General features: G+C 60.9%; 14 protein-coding genes. 2 read left to right on the top strand and 12 right to left on the bottom strand.

Annotated elements, in window-relative coordinates; all coding sequences use genetic code 11:
- Positions 1–49 precede the first annotated feature (49 nt).
- From glmM to rlmE, 4 genes are all read right to left on the bottom strand, one after another.
- A complete protein-coding gene (glmM, locus tag IDM28_RS19225; RefSeq protein WP_101322159.1) occupies positions 50–1,390 on the bottom strand; it encodes a phosphoglucosamine mutase in 1,341 nt (446 codons plus the stop codon).
- Between the two features lie 16 nt (positions 1,391–1,406).
- The gene (gene folP, locus IDM28_RS19230) at positions 1,407–2,258 is read right to left on the bottom strand and encodes a dihydropteroate synthase (protein ID WP_188036680.1); all 852 of its coding nucleotides are present in this window, start codon (positions 2,256–2,258) and stop codon (positions 1,407–1,409) included.
- Positions 2,259–2,266: 8 nt separating this feature from the next.
- Positions 2,267–4,177, bottom strand: a complete 1,911-nt coding sequence (ftsH, locus tag IDM28_RS19235) for an ATP-dependent zinc metalloprotease FtsH (RefSeq protein WP_150572261.1) — start codon at positions 4,175–4,177, stop codon at positions 2,267–2,269.
- Positions 4,178–4,381: 204 nt separating this feature from the next.
- On the bottom strand, positions 4,382–5,008 hold the full coding sequence (gene rlmE / locus IDM28_RS19240) for a 23S rRNA (uridine(2552)-2'-O)-methyltransferase RlmE (protein ID WP_101322162.1): 627 nt from the start codon (positions 5,006–5,008) through the stop codon (positions 4,382–4,384).
- Between the two features lie 102 nt (positions 5,009–5,110).
- On the opposite strand from rlmE, the gene yhbY reads away from it, so the two are divergent.
- The gene (yhbY, locus tag IDM28_RS19245; protein WP_101322163.1) at positions 5,111–5,419 is read left to right on the top strand and encodes a ribosome assembly RNA-binding protein YhbY; all 309 of its coding nucleotides are present in this window, start codon (positions 5,111–5,113) and stop codon (positions 5,417–5,419) included.
- Between the two features lie 12 nt (positions 5,420–5,431).
- Here the strand turns inward: yhbY and IDM28_RS19250 are convergent, their stop codons facing one another.
- The 8 genes from IDM28_RS19250 to grpE all read right to left on the bottom strand — a co-directional run bounded on the left by IDM28_RS19250 (position 5,432) and on the right by grpE (position 15,846).
- A complete protein-coding gene (locus IDM28_RS19250) occupies positions 5,432–5,881 on the bottom strand; it encodes an MFS transporter (RefSeq protein ID WP_101322164.1) in 450 nt (149 codons plus the stop codon).
- Positions 5,859–6,341, bottom strand: coding sequence for a transcription elongation factor GreA (gene greA / locus IDM28_RS19255; RefSeq protein WP_178080796.1), 483 nt, complete (start codon positions 6,339–6,341; stop codon positions 5,859–5,861). Before greA ends, IDM28_RS19250 begins: the two co-directional genes overlap by 23 nt.
- A complete protein-coding gene (gene carB, locus IDM28_RS19260; RefSeq protein ID WP_188036681.1) occupies positions 6,338–9,559 on the bottom strand; it encodes a carbamoyl-phosphate synthase large subunit in 3,222 nt (1,073 codons plus the stop codon). The genes greA and carB overlap by 4 nt, the downstream gene beginning before the upstream one ends.
- Before the next feature lie 109 nt (positions 9,560–9,668).
- Positions 9,669–10,805 carry a glutamine-hydrolyzing carbamoyl-phosphate synthase small subunit gene (gene carA / locus IDM28_RS19265; RefSeq protein WP_101322166.1) on the bottom strand — a complete coding sequence of 379 codons (1,137 nt, stop codon included), beginning with the start codon at positions 10,803–10,805 and terminating at the stop codon, positions 9,669–9,671.
- A 299-nt stretch (positions 10,806–11,104) separates the two neighbouring features.
- A complete protein-coding gene (gene dapB, locus IDM28_RS19270; RefSeq protein ID WP_150571317.1) occupies positions 11,105–11,911 on the bottom strand; it encodes a 4-hydroxy-tetrahydrodipicolinate reductase in 807 nt (268 codons plus the stop codon).
- Between the two features lie 13 nt (positions 11,912–11,924).
- The gene (dnaJ, locus tag IDM28_RS19275) at positions 11,925–13,049 is read right to left on the bottom strand and encodes a molecular chaperone DnaJ (protein ID WP_101322168.1); all 1,125 of its coding nucleotides are present in this window, start codon (positions 13,047–13,049) and stop codon (positions 11,925–11,927) included.
- A gap of 213 nt (positions 13,050–13,262) precedes the next feature.
- A complete protein-coding gene (gene dnaK, locus IDM28_RS19280) occupies positions 13,263–15,191 on the bottom strand; it encodes a molecular chaperone DnaK (protein WP_101322169.1) in 1,929 nt (642 codons plus the stop codon).
- Positions 15,192–15,291: 100 nt separating this feature from the next.
- Positions 15,292–15,846 carry a nucleotide exchange factor GrpE gene (grpE, locus tag IDM28_RS19285; RefSeq protein WP_103438610.1) on the bottom strand — a complete coding sequence of 185 codons (555 nt, stop codon included), beginning with the start codon at positions 15,844–15,846 and terminating at the stop codon, positions 15,292–15,294.
- 193 nt (positions 15,847–16,039) lie between these two features.
- Here grpE and recN point away from each other — a divergent pair, with 193 nt between their 5' ends.
- The gene (gene recN, locus IDM28_RS19290) at positions 16,040–17,710 is read left to right on the top strand and encodes a DNA repair protein RecN (protein WP_188036682.1); all 1,671 of its coding nucleotides are present in this window, start codon (positions 16,040–16,042) and stop codon (positions 17,708–17,710) included.
- Positions 17,711–17,724 lie beyond the last annotated feature (14 nt).

Raw genomic sequence — 17,724 nt, forward strand, 5'->3', positions numbered from 1 at the left:
AAAGTGGGCGCAGATCTTACCCAACCAGATCTGCGCTGGCAAGAGCCTTTCAAGCACAAACTTCAGCAACCACCTTGGCCAGGGCTTCGGCATGGCCGCGGACCTGACTTTCGTCGTCACCTTCGACCATCACCCGCACCAGCGGCTCGGTGCCGGACTTGCGCAGTAACACACGGCCACGACCAGCCATCGCCTCGGTCGCCTTGGCACTGGCTTCAATCACTGCCGGGTGCTCCAGTGGGTCGGCCTGGCCAGCGGCAAAGCGCACGTTGATCAACACCTGTGGGCACTTGCGCAGGGCCTGGCGGGTTTGCGCCAGGTTCTCGCCGCGGCGCTTGAGCGCCATCAGTACCTGCAGCGCTGCGATGATCGCGTCGCCAGTGCTGGTGTGGTTGCAGCACACCACGTGACCGGAGTTTTCCCCGCCGATCAGCCAGTCGCGCTCGGTCAGCTCGGCCATCACGTAACGGTCACCGACCTTGGCCCGCACGAACGGGATGTCCAAATCCTTGAGGGCCAGCTCCAGGCCGAGGTTGCTCATCAGGGTACCGACCACCCCGCCCTGCAGCTTGTTACGCTCCTGCAGGTCTCTGGCAATGATGAACAGCAGCTCGTCGCCATCGACGATAGCCCCGGTGTGGTCGACCATCAGCACGCGGTCGCCATCACCATCGAAGGCAATGCCCAGATCGGCATGACCGACCAGCACCGCCGCCTGCAGCGACTCGATGTGCGTCGAGCCGCAGTTGAGGTTGATGTTGAGCCCGTTCGGCTCGGCATGCAGCACGGTGACATCCGCCCCCAGCTCACGGAACACGCTTGGCGCGACTTTGTAGGTGGCACCGTGGGCGCAGTCGATGACCAGCTTGAGGCCTTCGAAACTGGTGCTGCTGGGCACGCTGCTCTTGCAGAATTCGATGTAGCGACCAGCAGCGTCGTTGATGCGCGAAACCTTGCCCAGCTTGCTCGACTCGACTACCTGCATCGGCTGATCGAGCAGCTCTTCGATCATCAGCTCGACTTCGTCAGGCAGCTTGGTGCCCTGGCCGGAGAAGAACTTGATGCCGTTGTCGTCGTGCGGATTGTGCGAAGCACTGATGACGATCCCCGCCTCGGCGTGGAACGTGCGGGTCAGGTAGGCGATGGCCGGAGTCGGCATCGGCCCGAGCAGCATCACATCGGCGCCGGCCGCAGACAACCCGGCCTCCAGCGCAGACTCGAACATGTAACCGGAAATCCGCGTGTCCTTGCCCACCAGCACGCGGCAGGCGCCCTGCTTGCGGAAGGCCATGCCGGCTGCCCAGCCAAGCTTGAGCATGAAGTCAGGAGTAATCGGAGCGACGCCAACGCGACCGCGGATACCATCGGTACCAAAGTATTTTTTGCTCATAGGAACTCCAATGTTCTTATTCGGCGTTTTGCACGGCAGCGATCATGCGCACCAGGTCGACGGTCTCAGCCACATCATGCACACGCAGGATGCTTGCACCCTTGGTCATGGCCAGCGCGGCCAGGGCCAGGCTGCCATACAAGCGCTCACCGACCGGGCGATTCAAGGCCAGGCCGATCATGCTCTTGCGCGAGACACCGACCAGTAACGGCCGCCCCAGGCGATAGAGCGCTTCCATGTGCTTGAACAGGCTGAGGTTGTGATCCAGCGTCTTGGCGAAACCGAAACCGGGGTCGAGCACGATGCGCTCGGCACTGATTCCAGCCGCGGCACAGGCGGCCATACGCTGCTCAAGGTAACGCGTCACGTCGACGGTCACGTCGTCGTAATGCGGGTTGTTCTGCATGTTGTCCGGGTCGCCGCGCATGTGCATCAGACACACCGGCAGGCCGGTCGCGGCGGCAGCATCGAGTGCCCCGTCACGCTCCAGCGCGCGCACATCGTTGATCAGCCCGGCACCAAGCCTGGCTGACTCACGCATCACTGCGGGCGTTGAGGTATCGACCGAGATCACCACATCGAGGCGGCTGCTGATTGCCTCGACCATGGGCGCCACGCGCTCGAGCTCTTCGGTAACCGATACCGCACGGGCACCCGGACGAGTCGACTCGCCACCGATGTCGATCAGGCTTGCGCCGGCGGCGACCATGGCTTCTGCATGACGCAGGGCCTCGTCGCGCTGGCTGAAGCGACCGCCATCGGAGAACGAATCAGGGGTGACATTGAGGATACCCATGACATGGGTATGCGACAAATCAAGAACCCGGTTGCCGCAAGGCAACCGGGTCGGGTACAGCTGTGAGGTCATGATAAACCTTAGATTTGAGCCGCTGGACCGCCGATCGGCGACTCCGGACGATCATCCTGGGAGGCCGACGTACCCGATGGACCGGTATCGTTGTTATCCCAATCACGCGGTTCACGCGGAGTACGGCCATTCATGATGTCGTCGATCTGATCGGCATCGATGGTTTCGTACTTCATCAAGGCCTCGGCCATGGCGTCGAGCTTGTCGCGATTGTCGGTGAGGATCTGCTTGGCCGTGGCGTAGCAGTGGTCGATGATGCTGCGCACTTCAGAGTCGATCAGCTTGGCGGTTTCGCCGGAAACGCTGGTCTGCTGTGCACCGGCACTGCGACCGAGGAACACTTCGCCGTCTTCTTCGGCGTACATCAGCGGGCCGAGTTTTTCCGACAGGCCCCACTTGGTAACCATGTTACGAGCGATCTGGCTGGCACGCATGATGTCGTTGGAGGCACCGGTGGTGACGCCATCGAAGCCCAGGGTCATCTCTTCGGCGATACGGCCGCCGTACAGCGAGCAGATCTGGCTGATCAGGGCACGCTTGGACAGGCTGTAACGGTCTTCCTCAGGGAGGAACATGGTCACACCCAGGGCACGGCCACGCGGAATGATCGAGACCTTGTAGACCGGGTCATGCTCAGGCACGACGCGACCAACGATGGCGTGACCGGCTTCGTGGAAGGCCGTGTTGCGCTTCTCTTTCTCGGACATGACCATGGTTTTGCGCTCGGCGCCCATCATGATCTTGTCTTTGGCCAGCTCGAATTCTTTCATCTCGATGACGCGCTTGCTCGAACGTGCGGCAAACAGCGCGGCTTCGTTGACCAGGTTGGCCAGGTCGGCACCGGAGAAGCCTGGAGTACCACGGGCAATCACACCGGCATTGACGTTGTCGCCAATCGGCGCTTTGCGCATGTGCACCTTGAGGATCTGCTCACGGCCACGGATGTCTGGCAAGCCAACCACAACCTGACGGTCGAAACGACCAGGACGCAGCAGCGCCGGGTCAAGCACGTCAGGACGGTTGGTTGCAGCAATGACGATGATGCCGTCGTTGCCTTCAAAGCCGTCCATCTCGACCAGCAACTGGTTGAGGGTCTGCTCACGCTCGTCGTGACCACCACCCATGCCGGCGCCACGGTGGCGACCGACGGCATCGATTTCGTCGATGAAGATGATGCACGGCGCGTGCTTTTTAGCTTGTTCGAACATGTCGCGAACGCGGCTTGCACCGACACCCACGAACATTTCGACAAAGTCGGAACCGGAAATGGTGAAGAACGGCACCTTGGCTTCGCCGGCAATGGCCTTGGCCAGCAGGGTTTTACCGGTACCTGGTGGGCCTACCATCAGCACGCCACGCGGGATACGGCCGCCCAGGCGCTGGAACTTGCCCGGATCGCGCAGGAACTCGACCAGCTCGCCGACTTCTTCCTTGGCCTCGTCGCAACCGGCGACGTCAGCCAAGGTGGTTTTGACCTGATCTTCCGACAGCAGCCGCGCCTTGCTCTTGCCAAAGCTCATCGGCCCGCCCTTGCCACCGGCACCGCCCTGCATCTGGCGCATGAAGAACATGAACACCGCGATGATCACCAGGATCGGGAAGCTGGCAACCAGCAGTTGAGTCCAGATGCTTTGCTGCTCAGGCTGCTTGCCTTCAACAACCACGTTGTTGTTGACCAGGTCACCGATCAGGCCGTTGTCGGCGATGGCCGGACGCACGGTCTTGAAGGTGTCGCCGTCAGAGCGTTTGCCGGTAATGATGGCGCCGTCGACGGTGACGCGCTCGACCTTACCGTCCTTGACCTGCTGAATGAAGTCAGAATAGTTGAGGGTTTGCGGCTCGTTCGGGCTGGAGAAGTTGTTCATCACCGTCACAAGGACGGCAGCGATGATCAACCACAGGATCAGATTCTTTGCCATGTCGTTCAATTAGCTACCCTCTGAGGCCGGCGCAACGACGCAGCCGTGCCTCGCATGATATTCATCGCCCTAACTTACTACATTACCTGCGCAACCGCAGGCACCGTCTGTAACCCTTTGTGAAACCAGACTACACGAAGTTCGGACGATCCTGACGCAGCGGCTGATTGGATTTACCTATCGGCAGCTGCTCAAGCCGCTATCTCACGCCCCTTTGAAGCCTTTAGCCACCATGTATTGCTCACGGGAGCGATCTCGGGACGAGCTCGGCTTGCGCATCTGTACCTTGTCGAATTTGCGACGCACGTCTTTGAGGAACACATCAAAACCTTCACCCTGGAAGATCTTGATCACGAAATCTCCGCCTGGGCGCAACACCCGGGTGCTCAGATCAAGCGCCAACTCGCAGAGGAACATGGCTTTGGGCATGTCTACCTCAGGAGTACCACTCATGTTGGGGGCCATATCGGAAATCACAAGGTCCACATGCGAATCACCTACCGCGGCAAGAATGCTCTGCAGTACCGAATCCTCGGTAAAATCGCCGTGAATGAAGGTGACATCCGGGATCGAGTCCATCTCGAGAATGTCGGACGCGATCAGGCGGCCCTTGCCACCAATCAGACGACTGGTCACCTGCGACCAGCCACCTGGCGCTGCGCCGAGGTCGATCACGCTCATGCCAGGACGGATCAAACGGTCCTTTTCCTGGATCTCCAGCAGTTTGTAGCTCGCACGCGAGCGGTAGCCGTCCTTCTGCGCCTGTTTGACGAAAGGATCGTTGAAATGCTCTGTCAGCCAGTTCTGGCTGCTTTTGGAACGCTGTACCAAGGGGCACCTCGATGAATAGCTTCGTGATTGACTGGGCGCAGCCACGGGCGCTCGGGTAAAATGGCTTCCAATTTTACAGAATCAGACGAAAAGGGTCAGATTATGCCGCTCAACAACGAGCAGAAGAAGCAGTACAAGTCTATTGGTCACGACCTCAAGCCGGTCCTGATTGTCGCCGGCAACGGTCTTAATGAAGGCGTGATCGCCGAACTGGATCGTGCTCTGGCTGACCATGAGCTGATCAAAGTCGAAATTCGCTCGGAAGATCGCGAAGAACGCAAAGCCGCGATCGCCGGGCTGTGCAAGGCTGGCCGTGCTGAACTGGTGCAGACCATCGGCAAAAAAGCGCTGATCTACCGCAAGAACCCACAGCCAAACAAGCAACTCTCGAACATCCACCGCAACAAGTGACGGTGGCTCCGCTCAGCGGCGCGCCTGGCGCGCCCTGACCGGGACGGGCTGGGCTACCAGCACGATGCCGGAAAAGCCCAATACCAAAAAGCAGAACATCTGCCAGCGCTCACCTACGGATATACCGTAGCGTAGCGTGTAATAGCTGACGCAGGCAGCAAAGCCGAGCAACAACATCTGCCCGCGAAACTGCCGCCACCAGGCCGGCAGGCCATCGACCCTCGCCAGCACCGCCAGCTGCACCATCAAACCCAACCAGGCCACGCCGACCAACCAACGGTCGATCTGCGTTGCGACGTCCTGCACCAGCAACGGCGCAAGCCCGGTGACCTTGAGTGCGGGCACCAGCCCTACATGGAATACCCACAGGCCGCCGACCCAGAATACCTGGGACAGCTGCCAGAGAATCCCTTCGAGGGAAGGCGCCCGCAGGCGCCGATCAGATGTGTTTGACTTCGACAATCTCGTACTCGACCGTGCCGCTAGGCGTCTTGATCACGACAGTATCGCCTTCTTCCTTGGCGATGATGGCGCGGGCGATAGGTGCACCGACCGAGAGCTTGCCGAGTTTCACGTTGGCTTCATCTTCACCAACGATCTGATACGTAACGCGCTCGTCGGTTTCGGTGTTGGCCAGCTCGACGGTGGTGCCAAAAATGACCTTGCCCGTATGCGGGATGGTCGTCACGTCGATCACCACGGCGTTTTGCAGACGGCCTTCGATGTCGCGGATACGCGCCTCGACCATGCCCTGCTCCTCACGGGCGGCATGGTACTCGGCGTTTTCCTTGAGGTCGCCCAGCTCGCGCGCTTCACCAATCGCTTGGCTCAGGCGCGGACGCTCGGTCTTGCTCAGAAACAGATGCTCTTCTTCCAGGGCGCGCGCGCCCTGGACGGTCATCGGGTATTTGGTAATGCTCATGCTTTGAGTCCTGCATGCAGATCCTGCAAGCGCCGCACGGTCTTTTCAGGGCCGAACTTCAGCGCTTCACAGATGGCTTCACCGGCCGCAATGGTAGTGGTGCAGTAAATCTTGTGCTGCAGCGCATTGCGACGAATCGAATAGGAGTCGGCGATCGACTGGCGGCCTTCGGTGGTGTTGATGATCAGCGACACTTCGTCGTTCTTGATCATGTCGACCACGTGCGGACGACCTTCGGTCACTTTGTTCACGCGACGTACTTTCAGGCCAGCGGCTTCGATGAGCTTGGCGGTGCCAACGGTGGCAACCAGCTCAAAGCCGAGGTTGATCAGGTCGCGGGCAACGCCAGCCACTTGTGGCTTGTCGTCGTCACGTACGCTGATGAACGCAGTGCCGCCGGTTGGCAGTACTTCGCTGGCACCCATCTGGGCCTTGGCGAAGGCTTCACCGAAGCTGTCGCCGACACCCATGACTTCACCGGTGGATTTCATCTCAGGGCCGAGGATCGGGTCAACCCCTGGGAACTTGGCGAACGGGAACACCGCTTCCTTGACGCTATAGAAGTTAGGAATGATTTCCTTGGTGAAGCCGATTTCCTTGAGGGTCTTGCCGGCCATGACGCGGGCGGCAATCATCGCCAGCGAGGTGCCGATGCACTTGGACACGAACGGTACGGTACGCGAGGCGCGCGGGTTGACTTCGATCACGTAGATCTTGTCGCCCTGCAGGGCCAGCTGCACGTTCATCAGGCCAACCACGCCCAGTTCCAGTGCCATCTTCTTGACCTGCTCGCGCACTTCGTCCTGCACATGAGCCGGCAGCGAGTACGGTGGCAGCGAGCACGCCGAGTCACCGGAGTGAACGCCGGCCTGTTCGATGTGCTGCATGATCGCGCCGATGACCACGTCGGTGCCGTCGCAGACCGCATCCACGTCCATCTCGATGGCGCAGTTGAGGAAGTGGTCGAGCAGCACCGGGCTGTCGTTGGACACTTGCACCGCTTCACGCAGGTAGCGCTTGAGCTCGTCCAGTTCGTAGACGATTTCCATGGCGCGGCCGCCGAGCACGTACGAAGGACGTACCACCAGCGGGTAACCGATCACGCCGGCAGCGCGGATCGCTTCTTCTTCGCTGCGCACGGTAGCGTTAGGCGGCTGCAGCAGGTTCAGGCGCTGCACCATCTGCTGGAAGCGCTCACGGTCTTCGGCGCGGTCGATGGCGTCAGGGCTGGTACCGATGATCGGCACGCCGGCTTCTTCCAGGGCGCGAGCCAGTTTCAGCGGAGTCTGGCCACCGTAGTGGACGATCACGCCTTTTGGCTTCTCGACGCGGCACACTTCCAGCACGTCTTCCAGCGTCAGCGGCTCGAAGTACAGGCGGTCGGAGGTGTCGTAGTCGGTGGAGACGGTTTCCGGGTTGCAGTTGACCATGATGGTCTCGTACCCGTCTTCACGCAGCGCCAGGGCTGCGTGTACGCAGCAGTAGTCGAACTCGATGCCTTGGCCGATACGGTTCGGGCCGCCACCGAGGATCATGATCTTGTCGCGGGTCGACGGGTTGGCCTCGCACTCTTCCTCGTAGGTCGAGTACAGGTAGGCGGTGTCGGTGGCGAACTCGGCGGCGCAGGTGTCAACGCGCTTGTACACCGGGAACACTTCCAGCTTGTGGCGGTGGCGACGCAGGGTCTTGTCGGTAACACCCAGCAGTACAGCCAGACGCTGGTCGGAGAAGCCCTTGCGCTTGAGGCGCAGCATCAGGTCTTTGTCGATGGCCGACAGGGCCAGAGTCTTGACCTTCTCTTCGTCCTTGATCAGGTCTTCCATCTGCACCAGGAACCAGTGGTCGATACCGGTCAGGGCGAAGATTTCGTCGCAGGTCATGCCCGAGCGCATGGCGTCGGCGACGTACCAGATACGCTCGGCGCCTGGCACGGTCAGCTCGCGCTTGAGGATGCTGGCGGCTTCAGGGCTGCTCAGGTCAACTTTCGGGTCGAGGCCGCACGCGCCGACTTCCAGGCCGCGCAGGGCTTTCTGCAGGGATTCCTGGAAGGTCCGGCCGATGGCCATGACTTCACCGACCGACTTCATCTGCGTGGTCAGGCGGGCGTCGGCTTTCGGGAATTTCTCGAAGGCAAAGCGCGGCAGCTTGGTCACGACGTAGTCGATCGACGGCTCGAACGACGCTGGGGTACGGCCGCCAGTGATGTCGTTGGTCAGCTCGTCGAGGGTGTAACCGACAGCCAGCTTGGCGGCGATCTTGGCGATCGGGAAGCCGGTGGCTTTCGAGGCCAGCGCCGAGGAACGGGAAACCCGTGGGTTCATCTCGATCACGACCATACGGCCGGTGTCCGGGCAGATACCGAACTGAACGTTGGAACCGCCGGTTTCAACACCAATTTCACGCAGCACCGCCAGCGAGGCGTTGCGCATGATCTGGTATTCCTTGTCGGTCAGGGTCTGTGCTGGCGCCACGGTGATCGAGTCACCGGTGTGCACGCCCATCGGATCGAAGTTTTCGATCGAGCAAACAATGATGCAGTTGTCCTTTTTGTCGCGGACAACTTCCATCTCGTACTCTTTCCAGCCGATCAGCGATTCGTCGATCAGCAGCTCTTTGGTCGGCGACAGGTCGAGGCCGCGAGCGCAGATTTCTTCGAACTCTTCACGGTTGTAGGCGATGCCGCCGCCAGTGCCGCCCATGGTGAACGACGGGCGAATGATGCACGGGAAGCCGAGCTTCTCGAGCACTGCGTTGGCTTCGTCCATGCTGTGGGCGATACCCGAACGCGGGCACTCAAGGCCGATGGCCTTCATGGCCTTGTCGAAACGCGAGCGGTCTTCAGCCTTGTCGATGGTGTCGGCGTTGGCACCGATCATCTCTACGCCGAACTTCTCCAGAACGCCTTCGCGCTCCAGGTCCAGGGCGCAGTTCAGAGCGGTCTGGCCGCCCATGGTTGGCAGCAGCGCGTCCGGACGCTCGGTCTCGATGATCTTGGCAACGGTCTGCCACTTGATCGGCTCGATGTAGGTGGCGTCGGCCATGGCCGGGTCGGTCATGATGGTGGCTGGGTTGGAGTTCACCAGGATGACGCGATAGCCTTCCTCGCGCAGCGCTTTACACGCCTGGGCGCCGGAGTAGTCGAATTCGCAGGCCTGGCCGATAACGATCGGGCCAGCGCCGAGAATCAGGATGCTTTTAATGTCTGTACGTTTTGGCATTGGGTGCTCACTCAAATCCGCGGGTCAGTCGGCAAGCCGGCTTGAACATGCTCAGGTCAGGCGCTGCCGGACGCAGCCAGGGCTGGTCCGGGGCCTGGATGGCGAATGCTCAGCGGCGCTTGGCCATGGCATCGATGAAACGATCGAACAGCGGCGCGACGTCAGTCGGGCCTGGGCTTGCCTCAGGGTGACCCTGGAAGCTGAAGGCGCTCTTGTCGGTGCGCTCGATGCCCTGCAGGGTACCGTCGAACAGCGACTTGTGGATCGCCCGCACGTTGCCTGGGAGGGTCGCTTCGTCAACAGCAAAACCGTGGTTCTGGCTGGTGATCATGACAACGCCGGTGTCGAGGTCTTGCACTGGGTGGTTGGCACCGTGGTGGCCGTGACCCATTTTCACCGTCTTGGCGCCGGAGGCCAGGGCCAGCAGCTGGTGGCCAAGGCAGATGCCGAACACCGGAATCTCGGTCTCGAGCACTTCCTTGATCGCCTGGATGGCGTAGTCGCATGGCTCAGGATCGCCTGGGCCGTTGGACAGGAACACGCCGTCCGGATTGAGCGCGAGGACTTCGCTGGCCGGCGTTTGCGCAGGCACCACGGTCACCCGGCAGCCACGCGCAACCAGCATGCGCAGGATGTTCAGCTTGACGCCGTAGTCGAAGGCGACCACGTGGTAAGGCAAGTCGGCAGCGGCGATTTCGGCATGGTCGTTGGTTTTCAGATCCCACACGCTGGAGCGCCACTCGTAACGCGCTTTGGTGGAAACTTCTTTGGCCAGGTCCATGCCCTTCAGGCCCGGGAAGCCGCGGGCAGCTGCGATGGCGGCTTCTTCGCTGATGTTGTCACCGGCCAGGATGCAGCCGTTCTGAGCGCCCTTCTCACGCAGGATGCGGGTCAGGCGACGGGTGTCGATGCCAGCGATGGCAACCACGTTGTGCTCTTTCAGGTACTCGGACAGCGACTGGGTCTTGCGCCAGTTGCTGGCAACCAGCGGCAGGTCACGGATGACCAGGCCAGCCGACCAGACGCGGTCGGATTCTGCGTCGCCCGGGTTGGTGCCGGTGTTACCGATGTGCGGGTAAGTCAGGGTAACGATTTGCTGGGCGTAGGAAGGGTCTGTAAGAATTTCCTGGTAGCCGGTCATAGCGGTGTTGAACACCACCTCTCCAACAGTCTGGCCGTCGGCACCGATGGCTTCACCGCGAAAAATGCTGCCATCAGCAAGGGCGAGTATGGCTGGCTTAGTCAAGAAGACCTCCCGTAAATAAAGCCTGAAAGGGCGATCGCAGGTTGCAAAAAAGCGGAGTGACGTATGGACACGTCACCCCGCTTCATGTGCTGAATATCTCTGCGCGCTTTTAGTGAACACACTAAAGCTGTAGCTTACAGAAATTGATGATTTTGGTCTACCGCGCATGTGTCGAAAATGCACACCAATGCGACAGGCACTTTAATTCCGAGTTGAACCCTTCGCGGGTAAACCCGCTGCCACAGGGATCGCTGTGGGAGCGGGTTTATCCGCGAAGCAGACGCCGCCGACCTTGCTGATCAGTGCAGTTCGAGCACATCCTGCATGTCGTACAAACCTGGCTCACGCCCGTCCAGCCACAACGCTGCACGCACCGCGCCCTTGGCGAAGGTCATGCGGCTCGAGGCCTTGTGGGTGATCTCGACGCGCTCGCCATCAGCGGCAAACAGCACCGTGTGATCACCCACGATGTCACCCGCCCGCACAGTAGCAAAACCAATGGTCTTGCGATCACGCGCGCCGGTCTGGCCTTCACGGCCATACACCGCCACTTCCTGCAGATCACGACCCAGCGCCTGAGCAACCACTTCACCCATGCGCAGCGCGGTACCCGACGGCGCATCGACCTTGTGCCGGTGATGCGCTTCGCTGATCTCGATGTCGACCTCGTCACCCATCACCCGGGCAGCGATGTCGAGCAGCTTCAGGCACAGGTTGACGCCAACGCTGAAGTTGGCGGCAAACACGATCGGGATGTCTTTACCGGCTTCGGCCAGCAGCAGTTTCTCTTCTGCCGAGAACCCGGTCGTACCAATGACCATGGCCTTGCCCGCCTTGCGGCAGAACGCCAGGTTCTTCAGGGTCACCGACGGGTGCGTAAAGTCGATCAGCACGTCGAACTCATCAGCGACCTTGGCCAGGTCACCCGAAATGGTCACGCCGATCCGGCCCAGGGCCGCCAATTCGCCTGCGTCAGCGCCGACCAGCGAGCTGTCGGGCTTGTCGATGGCAGCCGTGAGGCCGGCGCTTGGCGCCTGTTGCTGCACAGCCTCGACGAGGATCTTGCCCATCCGCCCTGCTGCACCCATTACCGCAATACGTCGCATAGCCTGTTCCTTGTCAGAGATCGCCGAAGAAGCGCTTCACACCCTCGAACCAACCGTTGGCCTTGGGCGAATGGGAGCTGTCACCTTCGAGCGAGTCACGCAGCTCTTCGAGCAGCTCACGCTGACGTCGGCTGAGGTTGACCGGGGTTTCCACCGCGACCCGGCACAGCAGGTCACCAGCACCACCGCCACGCACCGGAGCGACGCCCTTGCCACGCAAGCGGAACTGCTTGCCGGTCTGGGTGCCTTCAGGGATCCTCAGTTTGACCCGACCATCCAGAGTCGGCACTTCCAGCTCGCCACCCAGGGCGGCATCGGTGTAGCTGATCGGTACTTCGCAGTACAGATGCTTGCCGTCACGCTGGAAGATCGCGTGCTCACGCACGTTGATCACCACATACAGGTCGCCAGTCGGGCCGCCATGGGCACCCGCCTCGCCTTCGCCGGACAAGCGAATGCGGTCGCCGGTATCGACCCCAGCCGGGACCTTGACCGACAGCGTCTTGTACTCTTCGACACGGCCTTCGCCGTGGCACGAACCGCACGGGTCGGTGATGATCTTGCCCTGGCCATGGCAGCGCGGGCAGGTTTGCTGCACCGAGAAGAAGCCCTGCTGCATGCGCACCTGGCCGATACCGCCGCAGGTCGGGCAGGTCGACGGGGTCGAGCCCTTCTTCGCACCACTGCCGTCGCACGGCTCGCAGTTGACCAGCGTCGGTACACGGATGTTGACCGTGGTGCCGCGCACGGCTTCTTCCAGGTTCAGCTCGAGGGTGTAGCGCAGGTCGCTGCCGCGTGCGGCGCCACCACGGCCACCACCCCGGCTGCCGCCGAAGAAGTCGCTGAACACATCACCAAAGATGTCGGAGAAATTGGCGCCACCGAAGCCTGCACCGCCGCCACCCATGCTTGGGTCGACACCAGCGTGACCGTATTGGTCGAACGCTGCGCGCTTGCTCGCATCAGACAGCACTTCGTAGGCCTCGTTGGCCTCCTTGAACATGTCTTCGGATTCTTTGTCGCCCGGGTTACGGTCCGGGTGGTACTTCATCGCCAGTCGGCGGTAGGCCTTTTTGAGGTCACCTTCACTGGCGCCGCGCTCGACCCCCAGGACCTCATAATAATCACGCTTGGACATAGGTCATTTGCACTCTTGTGGGCGTTCGGCAAAGCTCTGCGCGTTCCGCGCCGTGCCGCCAGCACCTGCCGCTACACATGACTCATGCGCCCTGACAGATGCTGTAAAAATTCTCGTATTCCAGACACACCAACGCGGGAGCAAGCCCCCGCGCGGCGACATCCTACCAGCTCAACACCAAGCGGCGCTGAGCTGGCCGACAACTAGCAGGGATTACTGCTTGTTGTTGTCTTTCACTTCTTCGAACTCGGCGTCAACCACGTCATCGTGCTTGGCTTCCGGCTCGGCTTGCTGCTGGGCGCCGCCCTGAGGCTGTTCAGCCGACTGCTCGGCGTACATCTTCTGGGCAACTGGTGCGGAGACCTTGGACAGCTCTTCGACCTTGGCGTCGATGGCAGCTTTGTCGTCGCCTTTGACAGCGGCTTCCAGAGCAACCACGGCAGCTTCGATCGCGGTTTTTTCTTCCGCGGTCACTTTGTCACCGGCATCGGCGACCATTTTGCGAGTCGAGTGGACCAGCGCGTCACCCTGGTTACGGGCAGCGGCCAGCTCTTCGAACTTGCGGTCTTCCTCGGCATTGGCCTCGGCGTCACGCACCATGCGCTCGATCTCTTCGTCGGACAGACCGGAGTTGGCCTTGATCACGATCGACTGAGTCTTGCCGGTAGCCTTGTCTTTCGCGCCGACGTGCAGGATGCCGTTGGCGTCGATGTCGAAGGTCACTTCGATCTGTGGCACGCCACGTGGTGCTGGTGGAATGTCCGCCAGGTCGAATTTACCCAGCGACTTGTTCTGACCAGCCTGCTTACGCTCACCTTGCAGCACGTGAATGGTCACGGCGTTCTGGTTGTCGTCGGCAGTCGAGAACACCTGCGACTTTTTGGTCGGGATGGTGGTGTTCTTCTCGATCAGCGCAGTCATCACGCCGCCCATGGTTTCGATACCCAGGGTCAGCGGGCTGACGTCCAGCAGCAGTACGTCTTTGACGTCGCCGGCCAGTACCGCGCCCTGGATAGCAGCGCCCATGGCAACGGCTTCGTCCGGGTTGACGTCTTTACGTGCTTCTTTACCGAAGAAATCGGTAACCAGCTTCTGGACCAGCGGCATACGGGTCTGGCCGCCGACCAGGATCACGTCGTTGATCGCGCCAACGTCGATACCGGCGTCTTTCAGAGCGATGCGGCAAGGCTCGATGGTGCGCTGCACCAGGTCTTCAACCAGCGATTCCAGCTTGGCGCGGGAAATCTTCACGTTCAAGTGCTTAGGACCGGTCGCATCTGCAGTGATGTACGGCAGGTTGACGTCGGTCTGCTGGCTCGAGGACAGCTCGATCTTGGCTTTTTCAGCGGCTTCTTTCAGGCGCTGCATCGCCAGCGGGTCACCTTTGAGGTTCATGCCGCTTTCTTTCTTGAACTCGTCGACTAGGTAGTCGATCAGGCGAATGTCGAAGTCTTCACCACCGAGGAAGGTGTCACCGTTGGTGGCCAGTACTTCGAACTGGTGCTCGCCGTCGACTTCGGCAATTTCGATAACCGAAACGTCGAAGGTACCGCCACCCAGGTCATAAACGATCACGGTGTGATCGCCCTTGGCCTTGTCCATACCGTAAGCCAGCGCAGCTGCGGTTGGTTCGTTGATGATACGTTTTACGTCCAGACCTGCGATGCGGCCGGCGTCTTTGGTGGCCTGACGCTGGCTGTCGTTGAAGTAGGCCGGTACGGTGATGACCGCTTCGGTAACTGGCTCGCCCAGGTAGTCTTCGGCGGTTTTCTTCATCTTTTTCAAGATTTCAGCCGAGATTTGTGGCGGTGCCATTTTCTGGCCGTTTACTTCAACCCAGGCGTCGTTGTTGTCAGCCTTGACGATCTTGTACGGGACCATCTGAATGTCTTTCTGCACGACTTCTTCGTCGAAGCGGCGACCGATCAGACGCTTTACCGCGTACAGGGTGTTGTGCGGGTTGGTGACTGCCTGGCGCTTGGCCGACTGACCGACGAGGATTTCGCCGTCGTTGGCGTAAGCGATGATCGAAGGGGTAGTACGCGCGCCTTCGGCGTTCTCGATAACCTTGACGTTACCGTTTTCCAGGATGGAGACGCACGAGTTGGTGGTCCCCAGGTCGATACCGATGATTTTGCCCATGTTAACTCTCCCGAAACTGAATTAGCTGGCAGCGGCTACATTGGCCAACTGCGGTAATACTTGAATGCTTGACACTAAGATGGGGTCACCCAAACAGATTTCAAGCCTGTTCGTTGATCGAAGGTTGCGCTGCCGCAGGCGCCTTGCTGACCACCACCATGGCGGGGCGCAGCAGACGGCCGTTGAGCATGTAGCCCTTCTGGAACACCTTGAGCACGCTGTTCGGCTCGACATCGGCACTCTCTTGCATGGCCATCGCCTGGTGATGTTCGGCGTTGAACGGTTCACCGTGCGGGTCAATGGCTTCAAGGTTGTAGCGCTTGAGGGTGTCGCTGAACATCTTCAGGGTGAGCTCGATACCATCGCGCATTGGCTTGATGGTTTCGTCGTCGGCGCTGGACAGTTCCAGGCCGCGCTCGAGGCTGTCGATTACCGGCAGCAGGTCGCTGGCAAACTTCTCCAGGGCGAACTTGTGCGCTTTCTCGACATCCTGTTCGGCCCGACGACGCACGTTCTGCAGGTCGGCAACGGCGCGCAGGGATTGATCCTTGGCCGCGGCCAGCTGCTCCTCGAGCACCTGAACACGGGTACCGAGATCCTCAGAACCTGCTTCTTCGGTGTTTGGGGTGTTTTCGTCCAGCTGTTCGTCAGCCATTGGGTATCTCCTCCGCAATTTCTGTTGTGCGAGCCTTGCTCGCTCCGTTGACGGCTATATGGGGTCGGAAAAATCAGCTTCAAGGGCTGAGGTGGTTTTCCATCGGCGCACAAGCAATCTACCAATGGATATTGTCAGGCAGGCAAAAAGCACTGTATAAATATCCAGACCTGACCTTTCGGGAGCCGCCCTCATGCTGGTGCACCTGTCTATCCACAACTACGCCATCGTCGAACACCTGGACCTCGAGCTGTCTCGCGGCATGAGTGTGATTACCGGTGAAACCGGCGCGGGCAAATCGATCATGCTCGACGCCCTCGGCCTGGCCCTGGGCGATCGCGCCGACAGCGGCGTGGTCCGCCCCGGCGCCGACAAGGCCGACATCCTCGCCACCTTCGACCTGGTCGACATTCCCGAGGCCAGCGTCTGGCTCAAGGAGCGCGACCTCGACGGCGAAGGCCTGTGCATCCTGCGCCGGGTAATCACCGCCGAAGGCCGCAGCCGTGGCTATATAAATGGCACGCCCTGCCCGCTCGGCGACCTCAAGGCCCTCGGCGAACTGTTGATCGACATCCACAGCCAGCATGAGCACCAGTCGCTACTGAAAACCGACACTCACCGCCGCTTGGTCGACGAGTACGCCGGTGCCAGCGACCTCTCCCGCCAGGTGCAACTGGCGGCGCAGCGCTGGCGGCAGACCCGCCAGGAGCTGGAGCGGCTGTCCAACTCCGGCGACGAACAACGCGCCCGGCAACAGCTGCTGAGCTATCAGCTGGAAGAGCTGGACAACCTCGCCCTCGGCGAAAACGAGCTGGAGCAACTGGAGCAGGAGCACAAGAGCCTGACCAACGCCGAAGCCCTGTTCGGCATCTGCCGCCAGGTCATCGATCAATGCAGCGAGAGCGACTCGGGCAATGTGCTCACTGCCCTGACCGCCAGCCTCAACCGCCTCAGCGCGGTGACCGGCGGGCCGAAGGCGCTGGACGAAGCGGCGACCATGATTGCCAGTGCGCAGATCCAGGTCGAAGAAGCGGTCGGCGAGCTCAATCGCTTCCTCGACAACTTCGACGCCGACCCGATGCGCCTGCAAGCGCTGGAAGAGCGCCTCGATACTATTTATACGCTGGCGCGCAAACACCGCGTGCACCCAACCGAACTGCCGCACCTGCAACAGCGCTTGATGGAAGAGCTTGAAGGCCTCAACGCCAGTGACGAGTCACTTGAGCGCCTGGGTGAAGAGCTGGCCGCCTATGCCCAGCACTATCAAACCAAGGCCCGGGAACTCAGCGCCCTGCGCAAACAGGCGGCTGCGCAACTGGCCACAGCGGTCGAGCAGGAAGTGCAGCGCCTCGGTATGCCGGGTGGGCGTTTCTGTATCGAGCTGAACCCGTTTGAGAGTGCCGAGCCTTCGCCGCATGGCCTGGAGCAGATCGAACTGCTGGTCAGTGCCAACCCAGGGCAGCCGCTTAAAGGTTTGGCCAAGGTAGCCTCCGGTGGTGAGCTGTCGCGGATCAGCCTGGCGATTCAGGTGATCACTGCGCAGACCTCGCGCATCCCGACTTTGGTGTTCGACGAAGTGGACGTCGGTATCGGCGGGCCCACTGCGGAAATTGTCGGCCAGTTGCTGCGCCGACTTGGCGAACGCGGGCAAGTGCTGACCGTGACCCACCTGCCACAGGTGGCGGCGCAAGGGCATCATCATTTGTTTGTGCACAAGGTGCGCGACAGCGAGACCACGCACACGGCGGTGGCCAGTCTCGGCAAGCGTGAGCGGGTTGAGGAAGTGGCGCGGATGTTGGGCGGGATTGACCTGACCAAAGAATCGCTGGCGCATGCGCGCAAGATGGTCGTTACCAGCAAATAAGTGATTGGGGCCGC

This window comes from Pseudomonas sp. EZ-C24 (genome assembly GCF_014525325.1).
Classification (GTDB): Bacteria; Pseudomonadota; Gammaproteobacteria; order Pseudomonadales; family Pseudomonadaceae; genus Aquipseudomonas; species Aquipseudomonas shirazensis.

Coding starts and splice junctions, on each gene's coding strand:
- glmM (WP_101322159.1), bottom strand. CDS start 1,390: ATGAGCAAAAAATACTTTGGTACCGATGGTATCCGCGGTCGCGTTGGC.
- folP (WP_188036680.1), bottom strand. CDS start 2,258: ATGACCTCACAGCTGTACCCGACCCGGTTGCCTTGCGGCAACCGGGTT.
- ftsH (WP_150572261.1), bottom strand. CDS start 4,177: ATGGCAAAGAATCTGATCCTGTGGTTGATCATCGCTGCCGTCCTTGTG.
- yhbY (WP_101322163.1), top strand. CDS start 5,111: ATGCCGCTCAACAACGAGCAGAAGAAGCAGTACAAGTCTATTGGTCAC.
- greA (WP_178080796.1), bottom strand. CDS start 6,341: ATGAGCATTACCAAATACCCGATGACCGTCCAGGGCGCGCGCGCCCTG.
- carB (WP_188036681.1), bottom strand. CDS start 9,559: ATGCCAAAACGTACAGACATTAAAAGCATCCTGATTCTCGGCGCTGGC.
- dapB (WP_150571317.1), bottom strand. CDS start 11,911: ATGCGACGTATTGCGGTAATGGGTGCAGCAGGGCGGATGGGCAAGATC.
- dnaJ (WP_101322168.1), bottom strand. CDS start 13,049: ATGTCCAAGCGTGATTATTATGAGGTCCTGGGGGTCGAGCGCGGCGCC.
- dnaK (WP_101322169.1), bottom strand. CDS start 15,191: ATGGGCAAAATCATCGGTATCGACCTGGGGACCACCAACTCGTGCGTC.
- grpE (WP_103438610.1), bottom strand. CDS start 15,846: ATGGCTGACGAACAGCTGGACGAAAACACCCCAAACACCGAAGAAGCA.
- recN (WP_188036682.1), top strand. CDS start 16,040: ATGCTGGTGCACCTGTCTATCCACAACTACGCCATCGTCGAACACCTG.